Below are 18479 nucleotides of genomic sequence, written 5' to 3' on the forward strand. Positions count from 1 at the left end.
ACTCGCCTGTGACACAGGGGCACGGAACAGGAACGGAAGGCAATACCGATCATGGCGGACAGAACGGAACGACACGCCCAGGCGACCATCCACGCGGGCGGTGAGTGGCTGGAAGCGATCTCCGGCGCGACCCGGGAGATCCTCGACCCCGCGGACGCCCGCCCCTTCACCGTGGTCGCGGAGGGCGACGAGAAGGACGCCGAGCGCGCGATCGCCGCCGCCCGGCACGCCTTCGACCACGGCCCCTGGCCGCACACCCCGGTCGCCGAACGCGCCGCCCTGCTGCGCCGCGTCGCCGACCTGCTGGTGCGCGACCGCGAGGAACTCGGCCTGCTGGAGAGCCGGGACGCGGGCAAGACCGCCGAGGAGGGCCGCGTCGACATCGACTGTGTCGCCGACGCCTTCCGCTACTTCGCCGACCTGGTCGCCGCCGAGGCCCCCGGCCGGGTGGTCGACGCGGGCTCGCCGGACATCCACAGCGTGGTCGTGCACGAGCCGGTCGGCGTCTGCGCGCTGATCACCCCCTGGAACTACCCGCTCCTCCAGGCCAGCTGGAAGATCGCCCCGGCGCTCGCCGCCGGCAACACCTTCGTGATCAAGCCCAGCGAGATCACCCCCATGACGACCGTCGCACTGATCGAGCTGCTGGCGGAAGCCGGCCTCCCCGCGGGCGTGGCCAACATCGTCACCGGCCCCGGCCACACCGTCGGCGCCCGGCTCGCCGAGCACCCCGACGTCGACCTGGTCTCCTTCACCGGCGGCCTGGCCAGCGGCACCAAGGTCGCCCAGGCCGCCGCGCCCACCGTCAAGAAGGTCGCCCTCGAACTCGGCGGCAAGAACCCCAACGTGGTCTTCGCCGACGCCTGCGCCACCGAGGAGGGCTTCGACACCGCCGTGGACCAGGCCCTCAACGCGGCCTTCATCCACAGCGGCCAGGTCTGCTCGGCCGGCGCCCGCCTCATCGTCGAGGAGTCGGTCCGCGAGCGCTTCGTCGCCGAACTCGCCCGCCGCGCCCAGAAGATCCGGCTCGGCCGCGGCACGGCGGACGGCGTCGAGTGCGGCCCCCTCGTCTCCGAGCAGCAGCGCGCCAAGGTCGAGGCGTACGTCGCCTCCGCGCTGGCCGAGGGCGGGGTGCTGCGCTGCGGCGGCAAGCGGCCGGAGCCGTCACCGGAACGCCCCGCGTCCGGCTGGTTCTACGAGCCGACCGTCCTCGACGCCTGCCACCGCGAGATGCGGGTCGTCCGCGAGGAGGTCTTCGGCCCGGTCCTCACCGTCGAGACCTTCCGCACCGAGGACGAGGCCGTCGCCCTCGCCAACGACACCGAGTACGGCCTCGCCGGCGCGGTGTGGACCGCCGACGCCGGCCGGGCCCGCCGGGTCGCGGGCCGGCTGCGGCACGGCACCGTCTGGATCAACGACTTCCACCCCTACCTGCCGCAGGCGGAGTGGGGCGGCTTCGGAAAGAGCGGCACCGGCCGCGAGCTGGGCCCCGCCGGACTCGCCGAGTACCGCGAGACCAAGCACGTCTACCAGAACCTCGCGCCCCGCCCGGTGCGCTGGTTCGCCGGCTGACCCGGCCGCCGCGCGCAGCACCTCTCCTCACCCCTGGAGCAGTACCACCATGTCCCACACCCCCCATGTCTACGACTACGTCGTCATCGGCGGCGGCACGGCGGGCTCCGTCATCGCCTCCCGCCTCACCGAGAACCCCGACGTCACCGTCGCCGTCATCGAGGGCGGCCCGAGCGACGTCGGCCGCGACGACGTGCTCACCCTGCGCCGCTGGATGGGCCTGCTCGGCGGCGAACTCGACTACGACTACCCGACGGTGGAGCAGCCCCGCGGCAACTCCCACATCCGGCACAGCCGCGCCCGCGTCCTCGGCGGCTGCTCCTCGCACAACACCCTCATCTCCTTCAAGCCCCTGCCCTCCGACTGGGACGAATGGGAGGCCGCCGGCGCCAGGGGCTGGGGCGCCGTCCCCATGGAGGCCTACTTCGCCCGGCTGAAGAACAACATCGTCTCCGTCGACGAGAAGGACCGGAACGCCATCGCCCGCGACTTCGTCGACGCCGCCCGGTCGGCGCTCGGAGTACCCAGGGTCGAGGGCTTCAACCGCAAGCCCTTCACCGAGGGCGCCGGATTCTTCGACCTGGCCTACCACCCGGAGGACAACAAGCGCTCCTCCGCCTCCGTGGCCTACCTGCACCCGGTGATGGACGAGCGCCCCAACCTCCACATCTTCCTGGAGACCTGGGCCCACAAGCTGGAGCTGAACGGCACCCGCGCCGAGGGCGTCCACGTGCGCACCGGGGACGGTGAGGAACTCCTGGTACGGGCCCGCAACGAGGTGGTCCTGTGCGCGGGCGCCGTCGACTCCCCGCGCCTGCTGCTCCACTCCGGCATCGGCCCCCGGGGCGACCTCGAAGCGCTCGGCATCCCCGTCGTGCACGACCTGCCCGGCGTCGGCGAGAACCTGCTCGACCACCCCGAGTCGGTGATCGTCTGGGAGACCCACGGTCCGATCCCGGAGAACTCCGCCATGGACTCCGACGCGGGCCTCTTCGTGCGCCGCGACCCCGACCACGCGGGTCCGGACCTGATGTTCCACTTCTACCAGATCCCGTTCACGGACAACCCCGAGCGCCTCGGCTACGAACGCCCGTCCTACGGCGTGTCGATGACCCCGAACATCCCCAAGCCGAAGTCCCGCGGCCGTCTGTACCTGACCAGCGCCGACCCGTCCGTGAAGCCCGCCCTGGACTTCCGGTACTTCACCGACGAGGACGACTACGACGCCCGGACCCTGGTCGACGGCATCCGCATCGCCCGCGAGATCGCCAAAACCGAGCCGCTGGCCGGCTGGCTCAAGCGCGAGGTCTGCCCCGGCCCGGAGATCCTCGGCGACGCCGAGCTGAGCGAGTACGCCCGCAAGGTCGCGCACACCGTCTACCACCCGGCCGGCACCTGCAGGATGGGCGCCGCCGACGACCGACTCGCCGTGGTCGACCCGGAGCTGAGGATCCGCGGCCTCGACGGCATACGCATCGCCGACGCGTCCGTCTTCCCGACCATGACCGCCGTGAACCCGATGATCGGGGTCCTCATGGTCGGGGAGAAGGCCGTCGACCTGATCGGAGGCGACCCCCGATGACTCTCACCGTCCCCACCCGCAAGCCCCCCACCGCGACCGAGCCCGTCTTCTCGGTGTCCGGCCTGTGGAAGGTCTTCGGACCCAAGGCCGACCGCATCCCGGCCGACCCCGAACTCAGCGCGCTCGACCCCGCCGAACTGCGCGCCCGCACCGGCTGCACGGCCGCCGTCCGGGACGTCTCCTTCGACGTCCGCAAGGGCGAGGTCTTCGTCGTCATGGGCCTGTCGGGCTCCGGCAAGTCCACCCTGGTGCGCTGTCTGACCCGGCTGATCGAACCGACGGCGGGCAGCATCTCCATCGACGGCGAGGACGTCCGCGCGATGGACAGGTCCCGCCTGCGTGAACTGCGCCGCCACCGGGCCGCGATGGTCTTCCAGCACTTCGGTCTGCTCCCGCACCGCACGGTCCTCGACAACGTCGCCTACGGCCTGGAGATCCAGGGCCTCGGAAAGTCCGAACGCCGCGAGCGGGCCGCCGAGTTCGTCGCCAAGGTCGGCCTGGAAGGCATGGAGAAGCGCCGCCCCGGCCAGCTCTCCGGCGGCCAGCGTCAGCGCGTCGGCCTGGCCCGGGCCCTCGCCGTCGACCCCGAGGTCCTGCTCTTCGACGAACCGTTCAGCGCCCTGGACCCCCTCATCCGCCGCGACATGCAGGACGAGGTGACCCGCCTGCACCGCGAAGAGGGCCGCACGATGGTCTTCATCACCCACGACCTGAGCGAGGCCCTGAAGCTCGGCGACCGCATCGCCCTGATGCGCGACGGCCGCGTGGTCCAGCTGGGCACCCCCGAGGAGATCGTCGGCTCCCCGGCCGACGACTACGTCCGCGAGTTCGTCCGGGACGTGCCGCGCGAACAGGTGATGACCTGCCGTACGGCCATGCGCCCGCTGTCGTCGCACGACACGCAGACCGGCCCGGCGGTGCGCCCGGAGGCCACGGTCGCCGAGGCCATCGAGGCGGTGGCCCGGGCGGGGGCACCGGCCCGGGTGATGGCCGAGGGCAGGTGCCTCGGCGTCGTCGACCGCGAGCAGTTGCTCGACGTCGTCGCCGGCGTCTCCGCGCCCGACACCTCCGCGGGTGGCCGCGCCGCCGGGGCGACGCCCGGCCCCGGGGAGCAGGCATCCGGCCGGCGCCGGCAGGCGCCGCCACCCGCCGCGCCCGGCGGCGTCTCCGCGTCCGCCGCCCCCGACGGCCCCGCGTCCACCGCACTCGACGCCTCCGCAAGTGGCCGCGCCGCCGGGGCGACGCCCGGCCGCAAGGAGCCGGCACCCGGCCGGCGCAGGGCGGCGACCCCGCCCGCCGCGCGCACCAGCCCGGAAGGCGCCCGTACCAGCGCGGAGGGCTCCCGTACCAGTTCGGAGGCCGTCTGATGGCGACGCTCAGTGTCCCGACCTCCGCCAGTGGTGAACGGCGCGTCCTGAAGAGCCGGGCCGCGGGCAAGCTCCTCCTGCTCGCGCTCGTCGCCGCGGTCCTCGCTCCCTGGGCCGCCACCCACTGGCCCGGCGCCACCTGGCCCCACGAGCTGACCGTGAGCCTCGACAAACCCCTCACCACGGCCAGCGACTGGGTCATCGACAACCGGGACAGCCACCCGCTGTTCCTGTACTTCTTCGGCCACGTCAGCAACGTCGTCGTCCTGGCCGTCCGCGCCGTCTACCTGGTCCTCCTCGCCGGGGGCTGGGCAGGTGTCACGGCGTTCGGCGCCCTGGTCGCCTGGCGGGTCGCCGGTGTCCGCCTGGCCGTCGGCACGGCCGTCGCCTTCCTCGCCTGCGGCGCCCTCGGCATGTGGATCCCGACCATGCAGACCCTGGCGCTGATGGTCGTGGCGGTCTGCGCCTCCGTGATCGTCGGCGCGCTCCTCGGCCTCGCCGCCGGCCTCTCCGACCGGCTCGACCGCGCCCTGCGCCCGGTCCTGGACACCATGCAGGTGCTCCCGGCCTTCGCCTACCTCCTCCCCGTCGTCCTGGTCTTCGGCATCGGCGTCCCCGCGGCCGTCCTCGCCACCGTCGTCTACGCCGCCCCGCCGATGGCCCGCCTCACCGCGCTCGGTCTGCGCGGCGCCGACCCCGAAGTCCTGGAGGCCGTGGAGTCGCTCGGCGCGACCCACCGCCAGCGGCTGCTGACCGCCCGGATCCCCCTGGCCCGCAAGGAACTCCTCCTCGGCCTCAACCAGACGATCATGATGGCGCTGTCCATGGCCGTCATCGCCGCGGTCATCGGCGCCGGCGGCCTCGGCGACCGCGTCTACCAGGCCCTCGCCTCCGTCGACGTCGGCGCGGCCCTCGCGGCCGGCATCCCGATCGTGCTGCTCGCGGTGGTCCTGGACCGCGTCACCGCCGCGGCCGGCGACGGCACCCCCGCGGCCGACCGGCCCCGCACCATCGGCTGGCCCTACGCCCTGGCCGTCACCGTGGCCGTCGCCCTCGCCACCCGACTCCTGGGCGCGCTCGACTGGCCCGCCGGCTGGAGCCTCGACGTCGCCGAGCCGGTCAACCGCGCCGTCGACTGGATGACCGGCCACCTGTACTCCGGTGTCCCGGTCGTCGGCGGCACCGCCGACTGGGCCGCCCACTTCACCACCTGGATCCTGGACCCCGTCCGCGACGGCCTGCAGTGGCTGCCCTGGTGGTCGGTCCTGCTGATCGTCGCCGCCCTGGCCTGGCTGATCGGCACCTGGCGCACCGCGCTGACCGCCGTCCTCGCCATGGCCGCGATCGGCGTGCTCGGCGTGTGGGAGCCGTCGCTCGACACCCTCTCCCAGGTACTGGCGGCCGTCGCCGTCACCCTCGTGCTCGGCCTCGCGACCGGCGTCGCCGCGGCCCGCAGCGACCGCGTCGAACGCGCGCTGCGCCCCGTCCTGGACGTCTTCCAGACGATGCCGCAGTTCGTCTACCTGATCCCGGTCGTCGCCCTGTTCGGCGTCGGCCGCGCGCCCGCCGTCGCCGCGGCCGTCGTCTACGCCCTCCCCGCCGTCGTCCGGATCACCGCGCAGGGCCTGCGCCAGGTCGACCAGGCGGCGCTGGAGTCCGCGCGCTCGCTCGGCGCGACCGGACGGCAGCAGCTGTGGCAGGTGCAGCTCCCGCTGGCCCGGCGCGCACTGCTGCTCGCCGTCAACCAGGGCGTGGTCCTGGTCCTCGCCGTGGTCATCATCGGCGGCCTGGTCGGCGGCGGTGCCCTCGGCTACAACGTCGCCTTCGGACTCGCCCAGGGCGACCTGGCGACCGGCCTGGTGGCCGGCGCGGCCATCGTCTGCCTCGGCCTGATGCTCGACCGGGTGACCCAGCCCACCGGACGGCGCCCGAAGAAGGGAGCGTGACATGCGATTCCGTACGACCCTCACGGTGGCCGCCGGGGCATCCGCGCTCGCGCTGCTGACCGGCTGCGGCGCCGCCGACATGACCAAGCAGGCCAGCCCGTTCGCCAACGCCCGCGGCGCGAGGACGGTCACCCTGTCCGTGCAGTCGTGGGTGGGCGCGCAGTCCAACGTGGCCGTCGCCCAGTACATCCTGCAGCACAAGCTCGGCTACCGCGTCGACACCGTGCAGGTCGACGAGGTGCCCGCCTGGGACGCGCTCAGCCAGGGCCGGGTCGACGCCCTCCTGGAGGACTGGGGCCACCCCGACCAGCAGAAGCGGTACGTCGACGACAAGAAGACGATCGCGCGCGCCGGAGACCTCGGGGTGACCGGGCACATCGGCTGGTTCGTGCCGACGTACCTCGCCAAGCAGCACCCCGACATCACCGACTGGAGGAACCTCGACAAGTACGCCCCGCTGTTCCGCACCGCGGAGAGCGGCGGCAAGGGCCAGCTGATGGACGGCTCCCCGTCCTACGTCACCAACGACAAGGCCCTGGTGGACAATCTGAAACTGGACTACCAGGTCGTCTTCGCCGGTTCCGAGGCCGCGCAGATCACGCAGATGAAGCAGTTCGCCAAGGAGAAGAAGCCCTTCCTGACGTACTGGTACTCGCCGCAGTGGCTGTTCGAGAAGGTCCCCATGACGGAGGTGAAGCTGCCGCCGTACAAGGAGGGCTGCGACGCGGACGCGGCGAAGGTCGCCTGCTCCTACCCGCACACCCCGCTGCAGAAGTACCTCAACGCCGACTTCGCGCGCTCCGGCGGCAAGGCCGCGGAGTTCCTGAGGAAGTTCAAGTGGACGACGCGGGACCAGAACGAGGTCTCCCTGATGATCGCCGACCAGAAGCTGAGCCCGCAGGACGCGGCGGCGAAGTGGGTGGACAGCCACCCCGGCGTGTGGAAGGAGTGGCTGTCCTGACCGGACTCACGGCAGCAGGCCGGCCGCGATCTCGCGCAGCGCGGCCGACGCCCGTCGCTGGAGTCCCGGACCGAAGGTGACCCGGGTGGCCCCGAGCCCGCCGAGCGCGGCGGGCGAGGGGCCCTCCCCGTCCAGCCGGGCCAGCAGGTTCAGCGGGCCCTCGATCCCGGACCGCAGCAGCGGCACCACGGCCGCCGGGGCGAGGATCGGGTACACGCAGTCGGCCCCCGCCGAGCGGTACAGCGCCGCCCGCTCGACGGCCTGCTCCGGATCACCGTCACCGTGGACGAAGACGTCGACGCGGGCGTTGACGAACAGCCCGTCGCCGGCCGCGGCCCGCACCTCGGCGAGGAAAGCGGCCTGCTCGTGCGCGTCCTTGAGGACACCCCCGTCGGAGTCCTCCAGGTTGCAGCCGACGGCCCCCGCCTCCAGCAGCCGCTCGACCAGCTCCTTCGGTGCCAGTCCGTAGCCGCCCTCGACGTCCGCCGACACCGGCACGTCCACCGCCCGCGTGATCCGGGCGACGGCCGCGAACATCTCGTCGGCCGGGGTGTCCCCGTCCTCGTACCCGAGGGAGGCGGCCACGCCCGCGCTCGGCGTGGCCAGCGCCGGGAACCCGGCCGCCACGAGGGCCCGCGCACTGGCCGCGTCCCAGGGGCCGGGCAGGACCAGCGGGTCGCCCGGGGCGCGCCCCTGGTGCAGGGCGCGGAACACCTCCGCCCTGCTCACTTGTGCTGGCCCGGCCGGTAGTGGCCCGGGACCATCCGCGTGGTCACACCGAAGCGGTTCCAGGCGTTGATCACCGTGATCGCGGCGATCAGCTGGGCCAGCTCGCCCTCCTCGAAGTGCCTGGCGGCCCGTTCGTACACCTCGTCAGGCACGAACCCGTCGGTGAGCACGGTGATCGCCTCGGTCAGCTCGATCGCCGCCAGCTCCTTCTCGGTGTAGAAGTGCCGCGACTCCTCCCACGCGCCGAGCTGGACGATCCGCTCGACGCTCTCGCCGGCCGCGAGGGCGTCCTTGGTGTGCATGTCGAGGCAGAACGCGCAGTGGTTGACCTGCGAGGCACGGATCTTCACCAGCTCGTACAGCTTGGGGTCCAGTCCCTGCCTGGCGGCGGTGTCCAGGCGGATCATCGCCTTATAGACCTCGGGGGAGTGCTCGGCCCAGTTCAGCCGGGGCGCGTGCTCGGGTGCGTACTCGACGGTGTCCTGTGCGATGTCCTGTGCAGTACTCATGCACTCGACCCTAGGAGCCGGGCAGCCCAGGAGTATGGTCCATTTCCATGGCGAATCAGTGGGCCACTTCGGGTGTCGACCTGCACCTCGAACCACACGCGCCGGGCGGCCTGCGCCGGGGCCTGACGGACGCCCTGCGGGACGCGGTGCGCTCCGGCCGGCTCGCCCCCGGCACCCGGCTGCCGTCCTCCCGCTCCTTCGCCGCCGACCTCGGCATCGCCCGCAACACCGTCGCCGAGGCCTACGCCGACCTGGTGGCGGAGGGCTGGCTCACCGCCCGGCAGGGCTCCGGCACCCGGGTCGCGGAACGGGCCGTCGTCCGCCCCGCGGACACCGCGCGCCACCGTCGCGTCCCCGGCCGGCCCACCTACGACCTCATCCCCGGCACCCCCGACCTCGCCGCCTTCCCCCGCGCCGAGTGGCTCAAGGCCGCCCGCCGCGCCCTGGCCGCCGCCCCCTTCGACGCCCTCGGCTACGGCGACCCGCGCGGGCGCCTGGAACTGCGCACCGCCCTCGCTGGCTACCTCGCCCGCGCCCGTGGCGTGCGCGCCACCCCCGAGACCGTCGTGATCACCGCCGGTTTCGCGCACGCCCTGCGCGTCCTCGGCACCGTCCTGCGGGCCCGCGGCACGCGGACGGTGGCCGTCGAGTCGTACGGCCTGGACGTCCACTGGAACCTGTTGAGGGACGCGGGCCTCGCGACCGCCGCCCTGCCGTACGACGACCTGGGCACCGACCCGGGCGCGCCGGGCGGTGCGGGGGCCGTCCTGCTCACCCCCGCCCACCAGTTCCCGATGGGCACGGCCCTGCGTCCCGACCGGCGGGCGGCCGTCGTGGACTGGGCGCGGCGCACCGGCGGGCTGGTCCTGGAGGACGACTACGACGGCGAGTTCCGCTACGACCGCCAGCCCGTCGGCGCGCTCCAGGGCCTCGACCCGGACCGGGTCGTCTACCTCGGGACCGCGAGCAAGTCCCTCGCGCCCGGCCTCAGGCTGGGCTGGATGGTGCTGCCGCCGTCCCTGGCGGAGGAGGCCACCGCGGCCAAGGGGCACATCGACACCTGCGGGGTGCTCGACCAGCTGACGCTGGCCGAGTTCCTCACCTCCGGCGCCTACGACCGGCACGTCCGCTCGGCCCGCCTGCGCTACCGGCGCCGCCGAGACGCCCTCACCGCGGCGGTGGTCGAGCGGGCACCGGAGGTACGGGTCACCGGCATCGCGGCCGGCCTGCACGCGGTCCTGCGGCTGCCCCCGGGCACCGAGGAGCCGGTGGTGCGGGCCGCGGCCTGGCAGGGCCTGGCCTTGCACGGCCTGGCCTGCCACCGGCACCCCGAGGCCACCACCCGCCCCCTGGACGCGCTGGTGGTCGGCTACGGCACACCCCCGGACAGCGCGTGGGCGGGAGCACTGGAGGCACTGTGCCGGGTGCTGCCGTAGCGAGAGGCCCCACGAACAGGACCCCGACGCACCGGCCGGCCAGCTGCGAACGGTCTGGGGCGTCCGTGAACGCCTGTGGCGGCCGGGCGGGGCAGCGACCCGACCCGAACGGCCTGTGGCCGCCGACCGGAACGGAGGCCCGACCCCCTGAGGCGGACGGCTTCGCCCCGGCAGTGAGCCTAGGTGGCCGGTTCCTCGGCCGGTTCCTCCGCCGGCGCCTCCCCGAACCGCGCCAGTAGCAGTGCCCCCGCCACCGCCACCGCGAAGCCCAGCGCCGCCAGCCACGTCAGGCCCTCCCGGGTGCGGTCGCCGAGCCAGATGACGCCCACCGCCGCCGGGCCGAGGGTCTCGCCGATCACTATGCCGGCCGTGGCCGTCGTCACCGAGCCCCGTTGCAGGGCCGAGGTGAGCAGCAGGAACGCGGCGCCGCCGCCGATCAGCAGGGCGTACGCCGCCGGGTTGGCCAGCAGATCCGCAGGCCGCAGCGAGCCGATCAGCCGTACCGACACCTCCACCACGCCGAACCCGAACCCGGCGCCGAGCCCCAGCAGCAGTGCCCGGGTCCGGCCGGACAGCCGCCCGCCGAGCCCGCCGAGCAGCAGCACCCCGACCGCCACCGCCACCATCGCGTATCCCAGCCAGTCCGGCCCGGTCCGCTCGCCCTCGGTGCCCGAGGCCGCGCCCAGCATGGCCAGGCCCGCGCACACCACCCCCACCGCGCCCCACTCCAGCCCGCTCAGCCGGACCCGCAGCAGCCGCGCCGCCACCACCGCCGTGACCGCGAGGCTCGCCGCCAGCGCGGCGCCCACGGCGTAGATCGGCACGGACCGCAGGGCCGCGATCTGGAGCAGGAAGCCCAGCCCGTCCAGTGCCAGACCGGCGAGATACCGCCACTGCCGCAGCGCCCGCAGCAGCAGCGCCGCGTCGCCGCCGCCCTCCCCGCCGGCGCCGGCCGCCCGCGCGGCCACCGCCTGCAACACCGTCGCCGTACCGAAACAGACCGCAGCGCCCAGGGCGCACACCATTCCAAAAAGCACGAAGCGACTCTAGGCGAGGGGGAGATGGCGGGGGCCACCGGTGTCTCGGCCGGAGGCGGTCTCTAGGCTGGCCGCCGGAACAGCGCATCCGACGGGGGAGACACACGATGGCGCAGGCACGCAGGCAGCTCCGGTCCGGCACGGTCGTCCTCGGCAGCGTGGGCCTGCTGGCCACCGCGCTCACCGCCTGCTCGTCCGATCCGGACAAGCGCTGCGTCGACCGCGAAAGCTACCGCCTCGACAAGGGTTACCAGGCCGTCGCCGACAAGAACTGCAAGACCACCGGCGGGTCCGGGACGTCGACGGGGAAGAAGAGGTCCGTGCGGAAGGGCCGCGCGAAGCAGCCCGACGGCGCCTGGTACTACGGGGGCCAGGAGAAGGGCGGCTGGGTCGACGGCGGCTCCTTCACCAAGTCCGGCGGGGGCTCGGGCGGCGGATCCTCGGACGACGACGACCACCACGGCGGGAGCGGAGTCCACCGCGGCGGCTTCGGCGGCGGCAAGGGCAGCTCCGGCGGCTGACCGGAGCACCGACATGGAACGCCGTACCATCACCCCCCGCCCCGGCTGGCAGCGGACCGTCGAGGAGCAGGGCCTGATCTATCCGCTCACCCGCCGGCCCGACGGTTCCCTGCACCCCTACTGGGACGAGAGCGCGTACTACGTCTTCTCCCTGGACGAGGTCGAGGCGCTGGAGGGGACCGTCGAGGAACTGCACCGCATGTGCCTCGCGGCGGCCGGGCACCTGGTGACCGAGGACCGGCTCGCCGACCTCGGCATCACCGACCCGCGGGTGGCCGGTGCGGTCGCCGAGGCATGGCGGCGCCGCGGCGAACTCCCGTCCGTCTACGGCCGCTTCGACCTGCGCTACGACGGCACGGGACCGGCGAAGCTCCTGGAGTACAACGCCGACACCCCCACCTCACTGGTCGAGGCCGCCTCCCCGCAGTGGTTCTGGATGGAGGAGCGTTTCCCCGGCGCGGACCAGTGGAACTCCCTGCACGAACGGCTGGTCGACGCCTGGCGCTCGCAGGCCGCCCTGCTGCCTCCCGGCAGCCCGCTGCACTTCGCGCACTCCGCCGCCGACGAACTCGGCGAGGATCTGATGACGGTCGCCTATCTGAAGGAGACCGCCGAACAGGCCGGCCTCGCCACCGACTGGCTGGCCGTCGAGGAGATCGGCTGGGACGCCCTCTCCGGCCGCTTCGTCGACAACCGGCTGCGCTTCATCCGCGGCATCTTCAAGCTCTACCCCTGGGAGTGGCTGACCACCGACGCCTTCGGCGGGCACGTCCTGGACACCCTGGACAACGGCGGCGGCACCGGCAGCACCCTGTGGATCGAACCCGCCTGGAAGATGCTGCTCAGCAACAAGGCCCTGCTGGCGATCCTCTGGGAGCTGTACCCCGGCCACCCGAACCTCCTGCCCGCCTATCTGGACGGCCCCCGCGAGCTGGCCGGTGCGGCCGGTTACGTCGCCAAGCCCCTGCTGGGCCGCGAGGGGGAAGGCATCACGGTGCACGAGCCGGGATCGCCGCCCGTCCTGCGTGACGAGCCCTGCTGCTACCAGCAACTCGCCCCCCTTCCCGCCTTCGACGGCAACCACGTCGTCCTGGGCGCCTGGGTGGTCCGCGACGAGCCGGCCGGCCTCGGCATCCGCGAGTCCACCGGCCTGATCACCGACGAGTACGCCCGCTTCCTGCCGCACGTGATCCTCTAGGGCCTGTCCGTCCGGCCCGTCCCGGCGACCCGTCCCCCGCCGGGTCAGTCGCCGAGCAGCCTCTCGACGGCCGCCCGGGCCAGGCCGGCGGGGGACGGGTCGGCGTCGATGCCGGCCGTGACGATGGCTCCCTCGGCGAGCAGGCACACGCCGTCGGCCACCGGCACGCCGGTGGCGCGCACCCAGGCCGAGAGCTGGTCGTGGAAGGCTCGCTTGTGGGACCGGACCTCGGCCAGGACCCGCTCGGACGACGGGCCGAGTTCGCCATGGGCGTTGATCCAGGCGCAGCCGCGGAAGCCGGGCTCCGCGAACCACGCGGCCAGCCAGTCGAAGACCGCGAGCACCCGTCCGCGCGGGTCCGGGACGCTCTCCACGTGGGCGGCCAGGCTCGCGCGCCAGCGCCGGTCACGCCGCCGCAGCATGGCGACCACGAGGTCCTCCTTGGTCGCGAAGAACCGGTAGATCCGCTTCAGCGGCAGTCCGGACGCCTCCCGGACCCGGTCCATGCCGACCGCCTGGATGCCGTGGGCGTAGAAGAGCGTCTCCGCCGCGTCCAGGAGCGCTTCGCGGTCCAGGCGGTTCTGTTCCTCGGTGATCGGGGCGGGCATCCGGGCTCCTTGACGTGAGAACGGTCGTTCTCTACTTTAGTCGCAGCGATAGAGAACGCTCGTTCTCGACCTGAGGAGGTCGCCGTGCCCGAAGGCCGCCCGCCCTGCCCGCCGTTCACCCCGGAGACCGCCCGCCAGAAGGTGCGCGCGGCCGAGGACGCCTGGAACACCCGCGACCCCCACCGGGTCGCCCTGGCCTACACACCCGACTCCGTCTGGCGCAACCGTGACCGGTTCGTCACCGGCCGGGAGGAGATCATCGCCTTCCTGACCGACAAGTGGGAGCGCGAACTGGACTACGCGCTGCGCAAGAGCCTCTGGGACTTCCACGGCAACCGCATCGCCGTCCGCTTCCAGTACGAGTGCCGCGACACCGACGGCCGGTGGTGGCGCAGCTACGGCAACGAACTGTGGGAGTTCGACGAGCACGGCCTGATGCGCCGCCGCGAGGCGAGCATCAACGACGTGCCCATCCGCGAGAGCGACCGGCGCATCTTCGGACCCCGGCCCGCCGACGAGCACGGCACCGACATCCCACTGCGCTGATCAGGTCTTCTCCCGTGGTCACGGCCGCTCCCGGGTGCGGCGGTGCCCCCCCTCCCGTCCCCGCCCGGATGATGGACGCGGGACCTGCGCCCACCGGCGTGGCCGGTAGGCTGACGTGCGGGCCGTGACTGGCGCGCTGGGATGGGACGGACCATCAGGGAGCGGCCCGAGCGGGAAGAGTGCCGTGCGCCTGGGCCGAACGTGAATGCCGTACGCACACCGTCCGGAGGTCCCCATGCCCGAGAATTCCGCCCCTCTCTCCGTCGAGTCCACGGCCTTCCGCGCCGCTCTCGACGTGATCCGCGCCGTCGAGCCGCGCGTCGCCGACGCCATCGGCCAGGAGGTCGCCGACCAGCGCGAGATGCTCAAGCTGATCGCCTCCGAGAACTACGCCTCCCCGGCGACCCTGCTCACGATGGGCAACTGGTTCAGCGACAAGTACGCCGAGGGCACCGTCGGCCGCCGCTTCTACGCCGGCTGCCGCAACGTCGACACCGTCGAGGCCCTCGCCGCCGAGCACGCCCGCGAGCTCTTCGGCGCCCGCCACGCCTACGTACAGCCGCACTCCGGCATCGACGCCAACCTCGTCGCCTTCTGGGCCGTCCTCGCCGACCGCGTCGAGGCCCCCTTCCTGGAGAAGGCCGGCGTCCGCCAGGTCAACGACCTCACCGACGCCGACTGGGCCGAGCTGCGCCAGGCCTTCGGCAACCAGCGCATGCTCGGCATGTCCCTGGACGCCGGCGGCCACCTCACCCACGGCTTCCGCCCGAACATCTCCGGCAAGATGTTCGACCAGCGCTCCTACGGCACCGACCCGGCCACCGGCCTCATCGACTACGACGCCCTGCGCGCCCAGGCCCGCGACTTCAAGCCGCTGATCCTCGTCGCCGGCTACTCCGCCTACCCCCGCCTGGTGAACTTCCGGATCATGCGGGAGATCGCCGACGAGGTCGGCGCCACCCTCATGGTCGACATGGCGCACTTCGCCGGCCTGGTCGCGGGCAAGGTCCTCACCGGCGACTTCGACCCGGTCCCGCACGCCCAGATCGTCACCACCACCACCCACAAGTCCCTGCGCGGCCCGCGCGGCGGCATGGTGCTGTGCGACGACTCCCTCAAGGACCAGGTCGACCGCGGCTGCCCGATGGTCCTCGGCGGCCCGCTCCCGCACGTCATGGCCGCCAAGGCCGTCGCCCTCGCCGAGGCCCGGCAGCCCGCCTTCCAGGACTACGCCCAGCGCATCGTCGACAACTCCCGCGCCCTCGCCGAGGGCCTGATGCGCCGCGGCGCCACCCTGGTCACCGGCGGCACGGACAACCACCTCAACCTGATCGACGTCGCCACCTCCTACGGCCTCACCGGCCGCCAGGCCGAGGCGGCCCTGCTCGACTCGGGCATCGTCACCAACCGCAACGCCATCCCGGCCGACCCGAACGGCGCCTGGTACACCTCCGGCATCCGCGTCGGCACCCCCGCGCTCACCACCCGCGGTCTCGGCACGGCGGAGATGGACGAGGTGGCCGGCCTCATCGACCGCGTCCTCACCACCACCGAGCCGGGCACCACCAAGTCGGGCGCCCCCTCGAAGGCGGCCCACGTCCTGGACGAGAAGGTGTCCCAGGAGATCGCCCGGCGGGCGACGGACCTGGTGGCGGGCTTCCCGCTGTACCCGGAAGTCGACCTGGGCTGACGCTTCCCGCAGGGGGCGCGGGGGACCGCGCGGGCGGCCATGGACGGCCCGCGGTCCGCCGCGCCCCGCCCCCCCCGCCTCGGCGGACGTAGTCACCCGCACCCTCTGAGAGAATGGGGACCATGGCCAACGACCGACCCCGCGTGCTCTCCGGAATCCAGCCGACCGCAGGCTCGTTCCACCTCGGCAACTACCTCGGCGCCGTCCGCCAGTGGGTGGCCCTGCAGGAGTCCCACGACGCGTTCTACATGGTCGTCGACCTGCACGCGATCACGGTCCCGCAGGACCCGAAGGAGCTGCGGGACAACACCCGGCTCGCCGCCGCCCAGCTGCTGGCCGCCGGCCTCGACCCGGACCGCTGCACGCTCTTCGTGCAGAGCCACGTCCCCGAGCACGCCCAGCTGGCCTGGGTCATGAACTGCCTCACCGGCTTCGGCGAGGCCAGCCGTATGACCCAGTTCAAGGACAAGTCCGCCAAGCAGGGCGCCGACCGGGCCTCCGTCGGCCTGTTCACGTACCCGGTCCTCCAGGTCGCGGACATCCTGCTGTACCAGGCGGGCGAGGTGCCCGTCGGCGAGGACCAGCGCCAGCACATCGAGCTGACCCGCGACCTCGCCGAGCGGTTCAACGGCCGGTTCGGCCAGACCTTCACCGTCCCGAAGCCGTACATCCTCAAGGAGACGGCGAAGATCTACGACCTCCAGGACCCGTCGATCAAGATGAGCAAGTCGGCGTCCACGCCGAAGGGCCTGATCAACCTCCTCGACGAGCCGAAGACCACGGCCAAGAAGGTCAAGAGCGCGGTCACCGACACCGACACGGTGATCCGCTTCGACACCGAGAGCAAGCCGGGCATCTCCAACCTGCTCACCATCTACTCCACGCTCACCGGCAGGACGATCGCCGAGCTGGAGCGGGACTACGAGGGCAAGATGTACGGCGCGCTCAAGACCGATCTCGCCGACATCATGGTCGAGTTCGTCACCCCGTTCCGCGAGCGCACCCGGCAGTACCTGGACGACGCCGAGACGCTGGACTCGATCCTCGCCAAGGGCGCGGAGAAGGCGCGCGCCGTCGCCGCCGAGACCCTCGCGCAGGCGTACGACCGCGTGGGCTTCCTCCCGGCCAAGCACTGAGGCGTACGACCGCAGGGGCCCGCGCGGGCAGAGCGCTGCACATCACTTCCGCTGCGCCTGCCCACAGGACATCCGTGGCCGTACAGTCGATATCCGACGGCCGGGACGAGACGGCCGAGAAGACGACAGACGCGACGACAGGAGACGACGTGGGGACCGTAACGATCGGCGTGTCGATCGCGGTCCCGGAGCCTCACGGCAGCCTGCTCCAGGAGCGGCGCGCGGGCTTCGGCGACCCCGCGGCCCACGGAATCCCCACGCACGTCACGCTGTTGCCGCCGACCGAGGTCGACGAGGCCGACCTGCCGGCCGTCGACGCGCACCTGGCCTCGATCGCCACGGCGGGCCGGCCGTTCCCGATGCGGCTGTCCGGCACCGGCACCTTCCGGCCCCTGTCACCGGTGGTCTACGTACGCGTCGTCCAGGGCGCCGAGGAGTGCGGCCGGCTCCAGCAGCAGGTCCGGGACGCCTCGGGGCCGATGGCGCGCGAGCTGCAGTTCCCGTACCACCCGCACGTCACCGTCGCGCACGGCATCGACGACGCGGCGATGGACCGCGCCTTCGAGGAGCTGTCGGGCTACGACGCCGAGTGGTCCTGCACCGGTTTCGCGCTGTACGAGCAGGGCGCCGACGGGGTGTGGCGCAAGCTGCGCGAGTACACCTTCGGGGGTTGCGTCGTACCGCCCCAGCCCGGCCACGCCGACCTGTACGCCCCGCGGGTCGCGCCGTGACGCGCGCCCGTCCGGCCGCCGGTCCGGCGTAGCCGGCCGCGCCCCTCCGGGCGGCTCGGGACCTCTCTAGCCGAGCCGGCGCAGCAGTGCCCGCGGTGCGTGCCGCAGGGCCGACATCACCAGCCGCAGCGCGCCCGGCACCCAGACCGTCTCCGAGCGCCGGCGCAGGCCGAGTTCGACGGCCGTGGCGACCGCCTCCGGCGTGGTGGCGAGCGGTGTCGCCGGCCGGCCCGCCGTCCGCCGCGTCCGGACGAACCCGGGCCGTACGACCATGACGTGCACGCCGGTGCCGTGCAGGGCGTCGCCGAGGCCCTGGGCGAACACGTCGAGGCCGGCCTTGCTGGAGCCGTAGATGAAGTCGGCGCGGCGGGCGCGTTCGGCGGCGGCGGAGGACAGCACGACGAGGGAGCCGTGACCCTGCGCCTGGAGGGCCCGGCCGGCCACCAGCCCCGCCGAGACGGCCCCGGTGTAGTTGGTCTGCACGACCTGCACCGCGCGGACCGGATCGCGTTCGTCGTGCGCCTGGTCGCCGAGGATGCCGAACGCGAGCAGCACCATGTCGACGGGGCCCTCGGCGAAGACCTTGCCGAGGGCGGTCTCGTGGGACTCGGGGTCGAGCGCGTCGAAGGCGACGGTACGGGCGTCCGCGCCGAGCGCGCGCAGGCTCTCGGCGGCCTGTTCCAGGGCGAGGGAGGGTCGGCCCGCCAGCCACACCGTGCGGGTGCGGCGGGCGATCAGCCGGCGCGTGGTGGCCAGCGCGATCTCGGACGTGCCGCCGAGGACGAGCAACGACCGGGGCAGTGCGGTGGGCGGTTCGCAGGCATCCTTCATGACAGCTGACCGTATAGCCCGCATATGACCGTTTCGGCGAAGAAACGCGGTGTTGACGCTCCGGTGCAGCGGGCACAGT

The 18479-nt window shown here is 73.2% G+C and carries 17 protein-coding genes and 1 riboswitch; of the genes, 12 read left to right on the forward strand and 5 right to left on the reverse strand.

Annotation, left to right across the window (positions count from 1 at the left end; all coding sequences use genetic code 11):
- The first annotated feature begins 51 nt into the window (after positions 1-51).
- The 5 genes from AB0B40_RS28775 to AB0B40_RS28795 are packed head-to-tail and all read left to right on the forward strand — an operon-like array spanning position 52 to position 7428.
- On the forward strand, positions 52-1572 hold the full coding sequence (locus AB0B40_RS28775) for an aldehyde dehydrogenase family protein (protein ID WP_362266333.1): 1521 nt from the start codon (positions 52-54) through the stop codon (positions 1570-1572).
- Positions 1573-1621: 49 nt separating this feature from the next.
- On the forward strand, positions 1622-3154 hold the full coding sequence (locus tag AB0B40_RS28780; RefSeq protein WP_345053682.1) for a GMC oxidoreductase: 1533 nt from the start codon (positions 1622-1624) through the stop codon (positions 3152-3154).
- Positions 3151-4521 (forward strand): betaine/proline/choline family ABC transporter ATP-binding protein, encoded by a 1371-nt coding sequence (locus tag AB0B40_RS28785; RefSeq protein WP_362266335.1) that lies wholly within the window; start codon positions 3151-3153, stop codon positions 4519-4521. The genes AB0B40_RS28780 and AB0B40_RS28785 overlap by 4 nt, the downstream gene beginning before the upstream one ends.
- Complete coding sequence (locus AB0B40_RS28790) at positions 4521-6467, forward strand: ABC transporter permease subunit (protein WP_345053687.1); 1947 nt, start codon at positions 4521-4523, stop codon at positions 6465-6467. The genes AB0B40_RS28785 and AB0B40_RS28790 overlap by 1 nt, the downstream gene beginning before the upstream one ends.
- A 1-nt stretch (position 6468) precedes the next feature.
- Positions 6469-7428, forward strand: coding sequence for an ABC transporter substrate-binding protein (locus AB0B40_RS28795; RefSeq protein ID WP_345053689.1), 960 nt, complete (start codon positions 6469-6471; stop codon positions 7426-7428).
- Between the two features lie 6 nt (positions 7429-7434).
- Here AB0B40_RS28795 and AB0B40_RS28800 read toward each other — a convergent pair whose 3' ends face one another.
- Entirely contained in the window at positions 7435-8157 is a 723-nt protein-coding gene (locus AB0B40_RS28800; RefSeq protein WP_362266337.1) for an isocitrate lyase/phosphoenolpyruvate mutase family protein, read from the reverse strand.
- Positions 8154-8666 carry a carboxymuconolactone decarboxylase family protein gene (locus tag AB0B40_RS28805; RefSeq protein ID WP_345053694.1) on the reverse strand — a complete coding sequence of 171 codons (513 nt, stop codon included), beginning with the start codon at positions 8664-8666 and terminating at the stop codon, positions 8154-8156. Before AB0B40_RS28805 ends, AB0B40_RS28800 begins: the two co-directional genes overlap by 4 nt.
- A gap of 47 nt (positions 8667-8713) precedes the next feature.
- On the opposite strand from AB0B40_RS28805, the gene AB0B40_RS28810 reads away from it, so the two are divergent.
- Positions 8714-10102, forward strand: coding sequence for a PLP-dependent aminotransferase family protein (locus AB0B40_RS28810; RefSeq protein WP_362266339.1), 1389 nt, complete (start codon positions 8714-8716; stop codon positions 10100-10102).
- A 179-nt stretch (positions 10103-10281) separates the two neighbouring features.
- On the opposite strand, the gene AB0B40_RS28815 is transcribed toward AB0B40_RS28810, so the two are convergent.
- Entirely contained in the window at positions 10282-11127 is an 846-nt protein-coding gene (locus AB0B40_RS28815) for a hypothetical protein (RefSeq protein WP_345053728.1), read from the reverse strand.
- A 119-nt stretch (positions 11128-11246) separates the two neighbouring features.
- Here AB0B40_RS28815 and AB0B40_RS28820 point away from each other — a divergent pair, with 119 nt between their 5' ends.
- A complete protein-coding gene (locus AB0B40_RS28820; protein ID WP_345053699.1) occupies positions 11247-11660 on the forward strand; it encodes a hypothetical protein in 414 nt (137 codons plus the stop codon).
- Positions 11661-11673: 13 nt separating this feature from the next.
- Positions 11674-12858: a glutathionylspermidine synthase family protein gene (locus tag AB0B40_RS28825; RefSeq protein WP_362266341.1), complete on the forward strand. Its 1185-nt coding sequence runs from the start codon at positions 11674-11676 to the stop codon at positions 12856-12858.
- Positions 12859-12902: 44 nt separating this feature from the next.
- On the opposite strand, the gene AB0B40_RS28830 is transcribed toward AB0B40_RS28825, so the two are convergent.
- Positions 12903-13466 carry a TetR/AcrR family transcriptional regulator gene (locus AB0B40_RS28830; RefSeq protein ID WP_345053704.1) on the reverse strand — a complete coding sequence of 188 codons (564 nt, stop codon included), beginning with the start codon at positions 13464-13466 and terminating at the stop codon, positions 12903-12905.
- 84 nt (positions 13467-13550) lie between these two features.
- On the opposite strand from AB0B40_RS28830, the gene AB0B40_RS28835 reads away from it, so the two are divergent.
- The 4 genes from AB0B40_RS28835 to AB0B40_RS28850 all read left to right on the forward strand — a co-directional run bounded on the left by AB0B40_RS28835 (position 13551) and on the right by AB0B40_RS28850 (position 17569).
- Positions 13551-14012 carry a nuclear transport factor 2 family protein gene (locus AB0B40_RS28835; protein WP_345053706.1) on the forward strand — a complete coding sequence of 154 codons (462 nt, stop codon included), beginning with the start codon at positions 13551-13553 and terminating at the stop codon, positions 14010-14012.
- A gap of 114 nt (positions 14013-14126) precedes the next feature.
- A riboswitch (ZMP/ZTP riboswitch) is annotated at positions 14127-14215 on the forward strand.
- Positions 14216-14247: 32 nt separating this feature from the next.
- Entirely contained in the window at positions 14248-15702 is a 1455-nt protein-coding gene (locus AB0B40_RS28840) for a glycine hydroxymethyltransferase (RefSeq protein ID WP_345053708.1), read from the forward strand.
- Positions 15703-15824: 122 nt separating this feature from the next.
- A complete protein-coding gene (gene trpS, locus AB0B40_RS28845) occupies positions 15825-16838 on the forward strand; it encodes a tryptophan--tRNA ligase (protein WP_345053711.1) in 1014 nt (337 codons plus the stop codon).
- Positions 16839-16987: 149 nt separating this feature from the next.
- Positions 16988-17569, forward strand: a complete 582-nt coding sequence (locus AB0B40_RS28850) for a 2'-5' RNA ligase family protein (protein ID WP_345053713.1) — start codon at positions 16988-16990, stop codon at positions 17567-17569.
- A gap of 66 nt (positions 17570-17635) precedes the next feature.
- Here the strand turns inward: AB0B40_RS28850 and AB0B40_RS28855 are convergent, their stop codons facing one another.
- Positions 17636-18400, reverse strand: coding sequence for an SDR family NAD(P)-dependent oxidoreductase (locus tag AB0B40_RS28855; protein ID WP_345053715.1), 765 nt, complete (start codon positions 18398-18400; stop codon positions 17636-17638).
- Between the last annotated feature and the right edge of the window lie 79 nt (positions 18401-18479).

Origin of the sequence: Streptomyces sp. NPDC042638 (assembly GCF_040647235.1) — a bacterium.
Taxonomy (GTDB): Bacteria; Actinomycetota; Actinomycetes; order Streptomycetales; family Streptomycetaceae; genus Streptomyces; species Streptomyces rameus.

What these genes read in the sequence shown, in the direction of transcription:
- AB0B40_RS28855 (WP_345053715.1), bottom strand. Translation starts at nt 18,400, where the DNA reads ATGAAGGATGCCTGCGAACCGCCCACCGCACTGCCCCGGTCGTTGCTC.
- AB0B40_RS28810 (WP_362266339.1), top strand. Translation starts at nt 8,714, where the DNA reads ATGGCGAATCAGTGGGCCACTTCGGGTGTCGACCTGCACCTCGAACCA.
- AB0B40_RS28825 (WP_362266341.1), top strand. Translation starts at nt 11,674, where the DNA reads ATGGAACGCCGTACCATCACCCCCCGCCCCGGCTGGCAGCGGACCGTC.
- AB0B40_RS28785 (WP_362266335.1), top strand. Translation starts at nt 3,151, where the DNA reads ATGACTCTCACCGTCCCCACCCGCAAGCCCCCCACCGCGACCGAGCCC.
- AB0B40_RS28840 (WP_345053708.1), top strand. Translation starts at nt 14,248, where the DNA reads ATGCCCGAGAATTCCGCCCCTCTCTCCGTCGAGTCCACGGCCTTCCGC.
- AB0B40_RS28820 (WP_345053699.1), top strand. Translation starts at nt 11,247, where the DNA reads ATGGCGCAGGCACGCAGGCAGCTCCGGTCCGGCACGGTCGTCCTCGGC.
- AB0B40_RS28780 (WP_345053682.1), top strand. Translation starts at nt 1,622, where the DNA reads ATGTCCCACACCCCCCATGTCTACGACTACGTCGTCATCGGCGGCGGC.
- AB0B40_RS28795 (WP_345053689.1), top strand. Translation starts at nt 6,469, where the DNA reads ATGCGATTCCGTACGACCCTCACGGTGGCCGCCGGGGCATCCGCGCTC.
- AB0B40_RS28805 (WP_345053694.1), bottom strand. Translation starts at nt 8,666, where the DNA reads ATGAGTACTGCACAGGACATCGCACAGGACACCGTCGAGTACGCACCC.
- trpS (WP_345053711.1), top strand. Translation starts at nt 15,825, where the DNA reads ATGGCCAACGACCGACCCCGCGTGCTCTCCGGAATCCAGCCGACCGCA.
- AB0B40_RS28830 (WP_345053704.1), bottom strand. Translation starts at nt 13,466, where the DNA reads ATGCCCGCCCCGATCACCGAGGAACAGAACCGCCTGGACCGCGAAGCG.
- AB0B40_RS28790 (WP_345053687.1), top strand. Translation starts at nt 4,521, where the DNA reads ATGGCGACGCTCAGTGTCCCGACCTCCGCCAGTGGTGAACGGCGCGTC.
- AB0B40_RS28815 (WP_345053728.1), bottom strand. Translation starts at nt 11,127, where the DNA reads ATGGTGTGCGCCCTGGGCGCTGCGGTCTGTTTCGGTACGGCGACGGTG.
- AB0B40_RS28775 (WP_362266333.1), top strand. Translation starts at nt 52, where the DNA reads ATGGCGGACAGAACGGAACGACACGCCCAGGCGACCATCCACGCGGGC.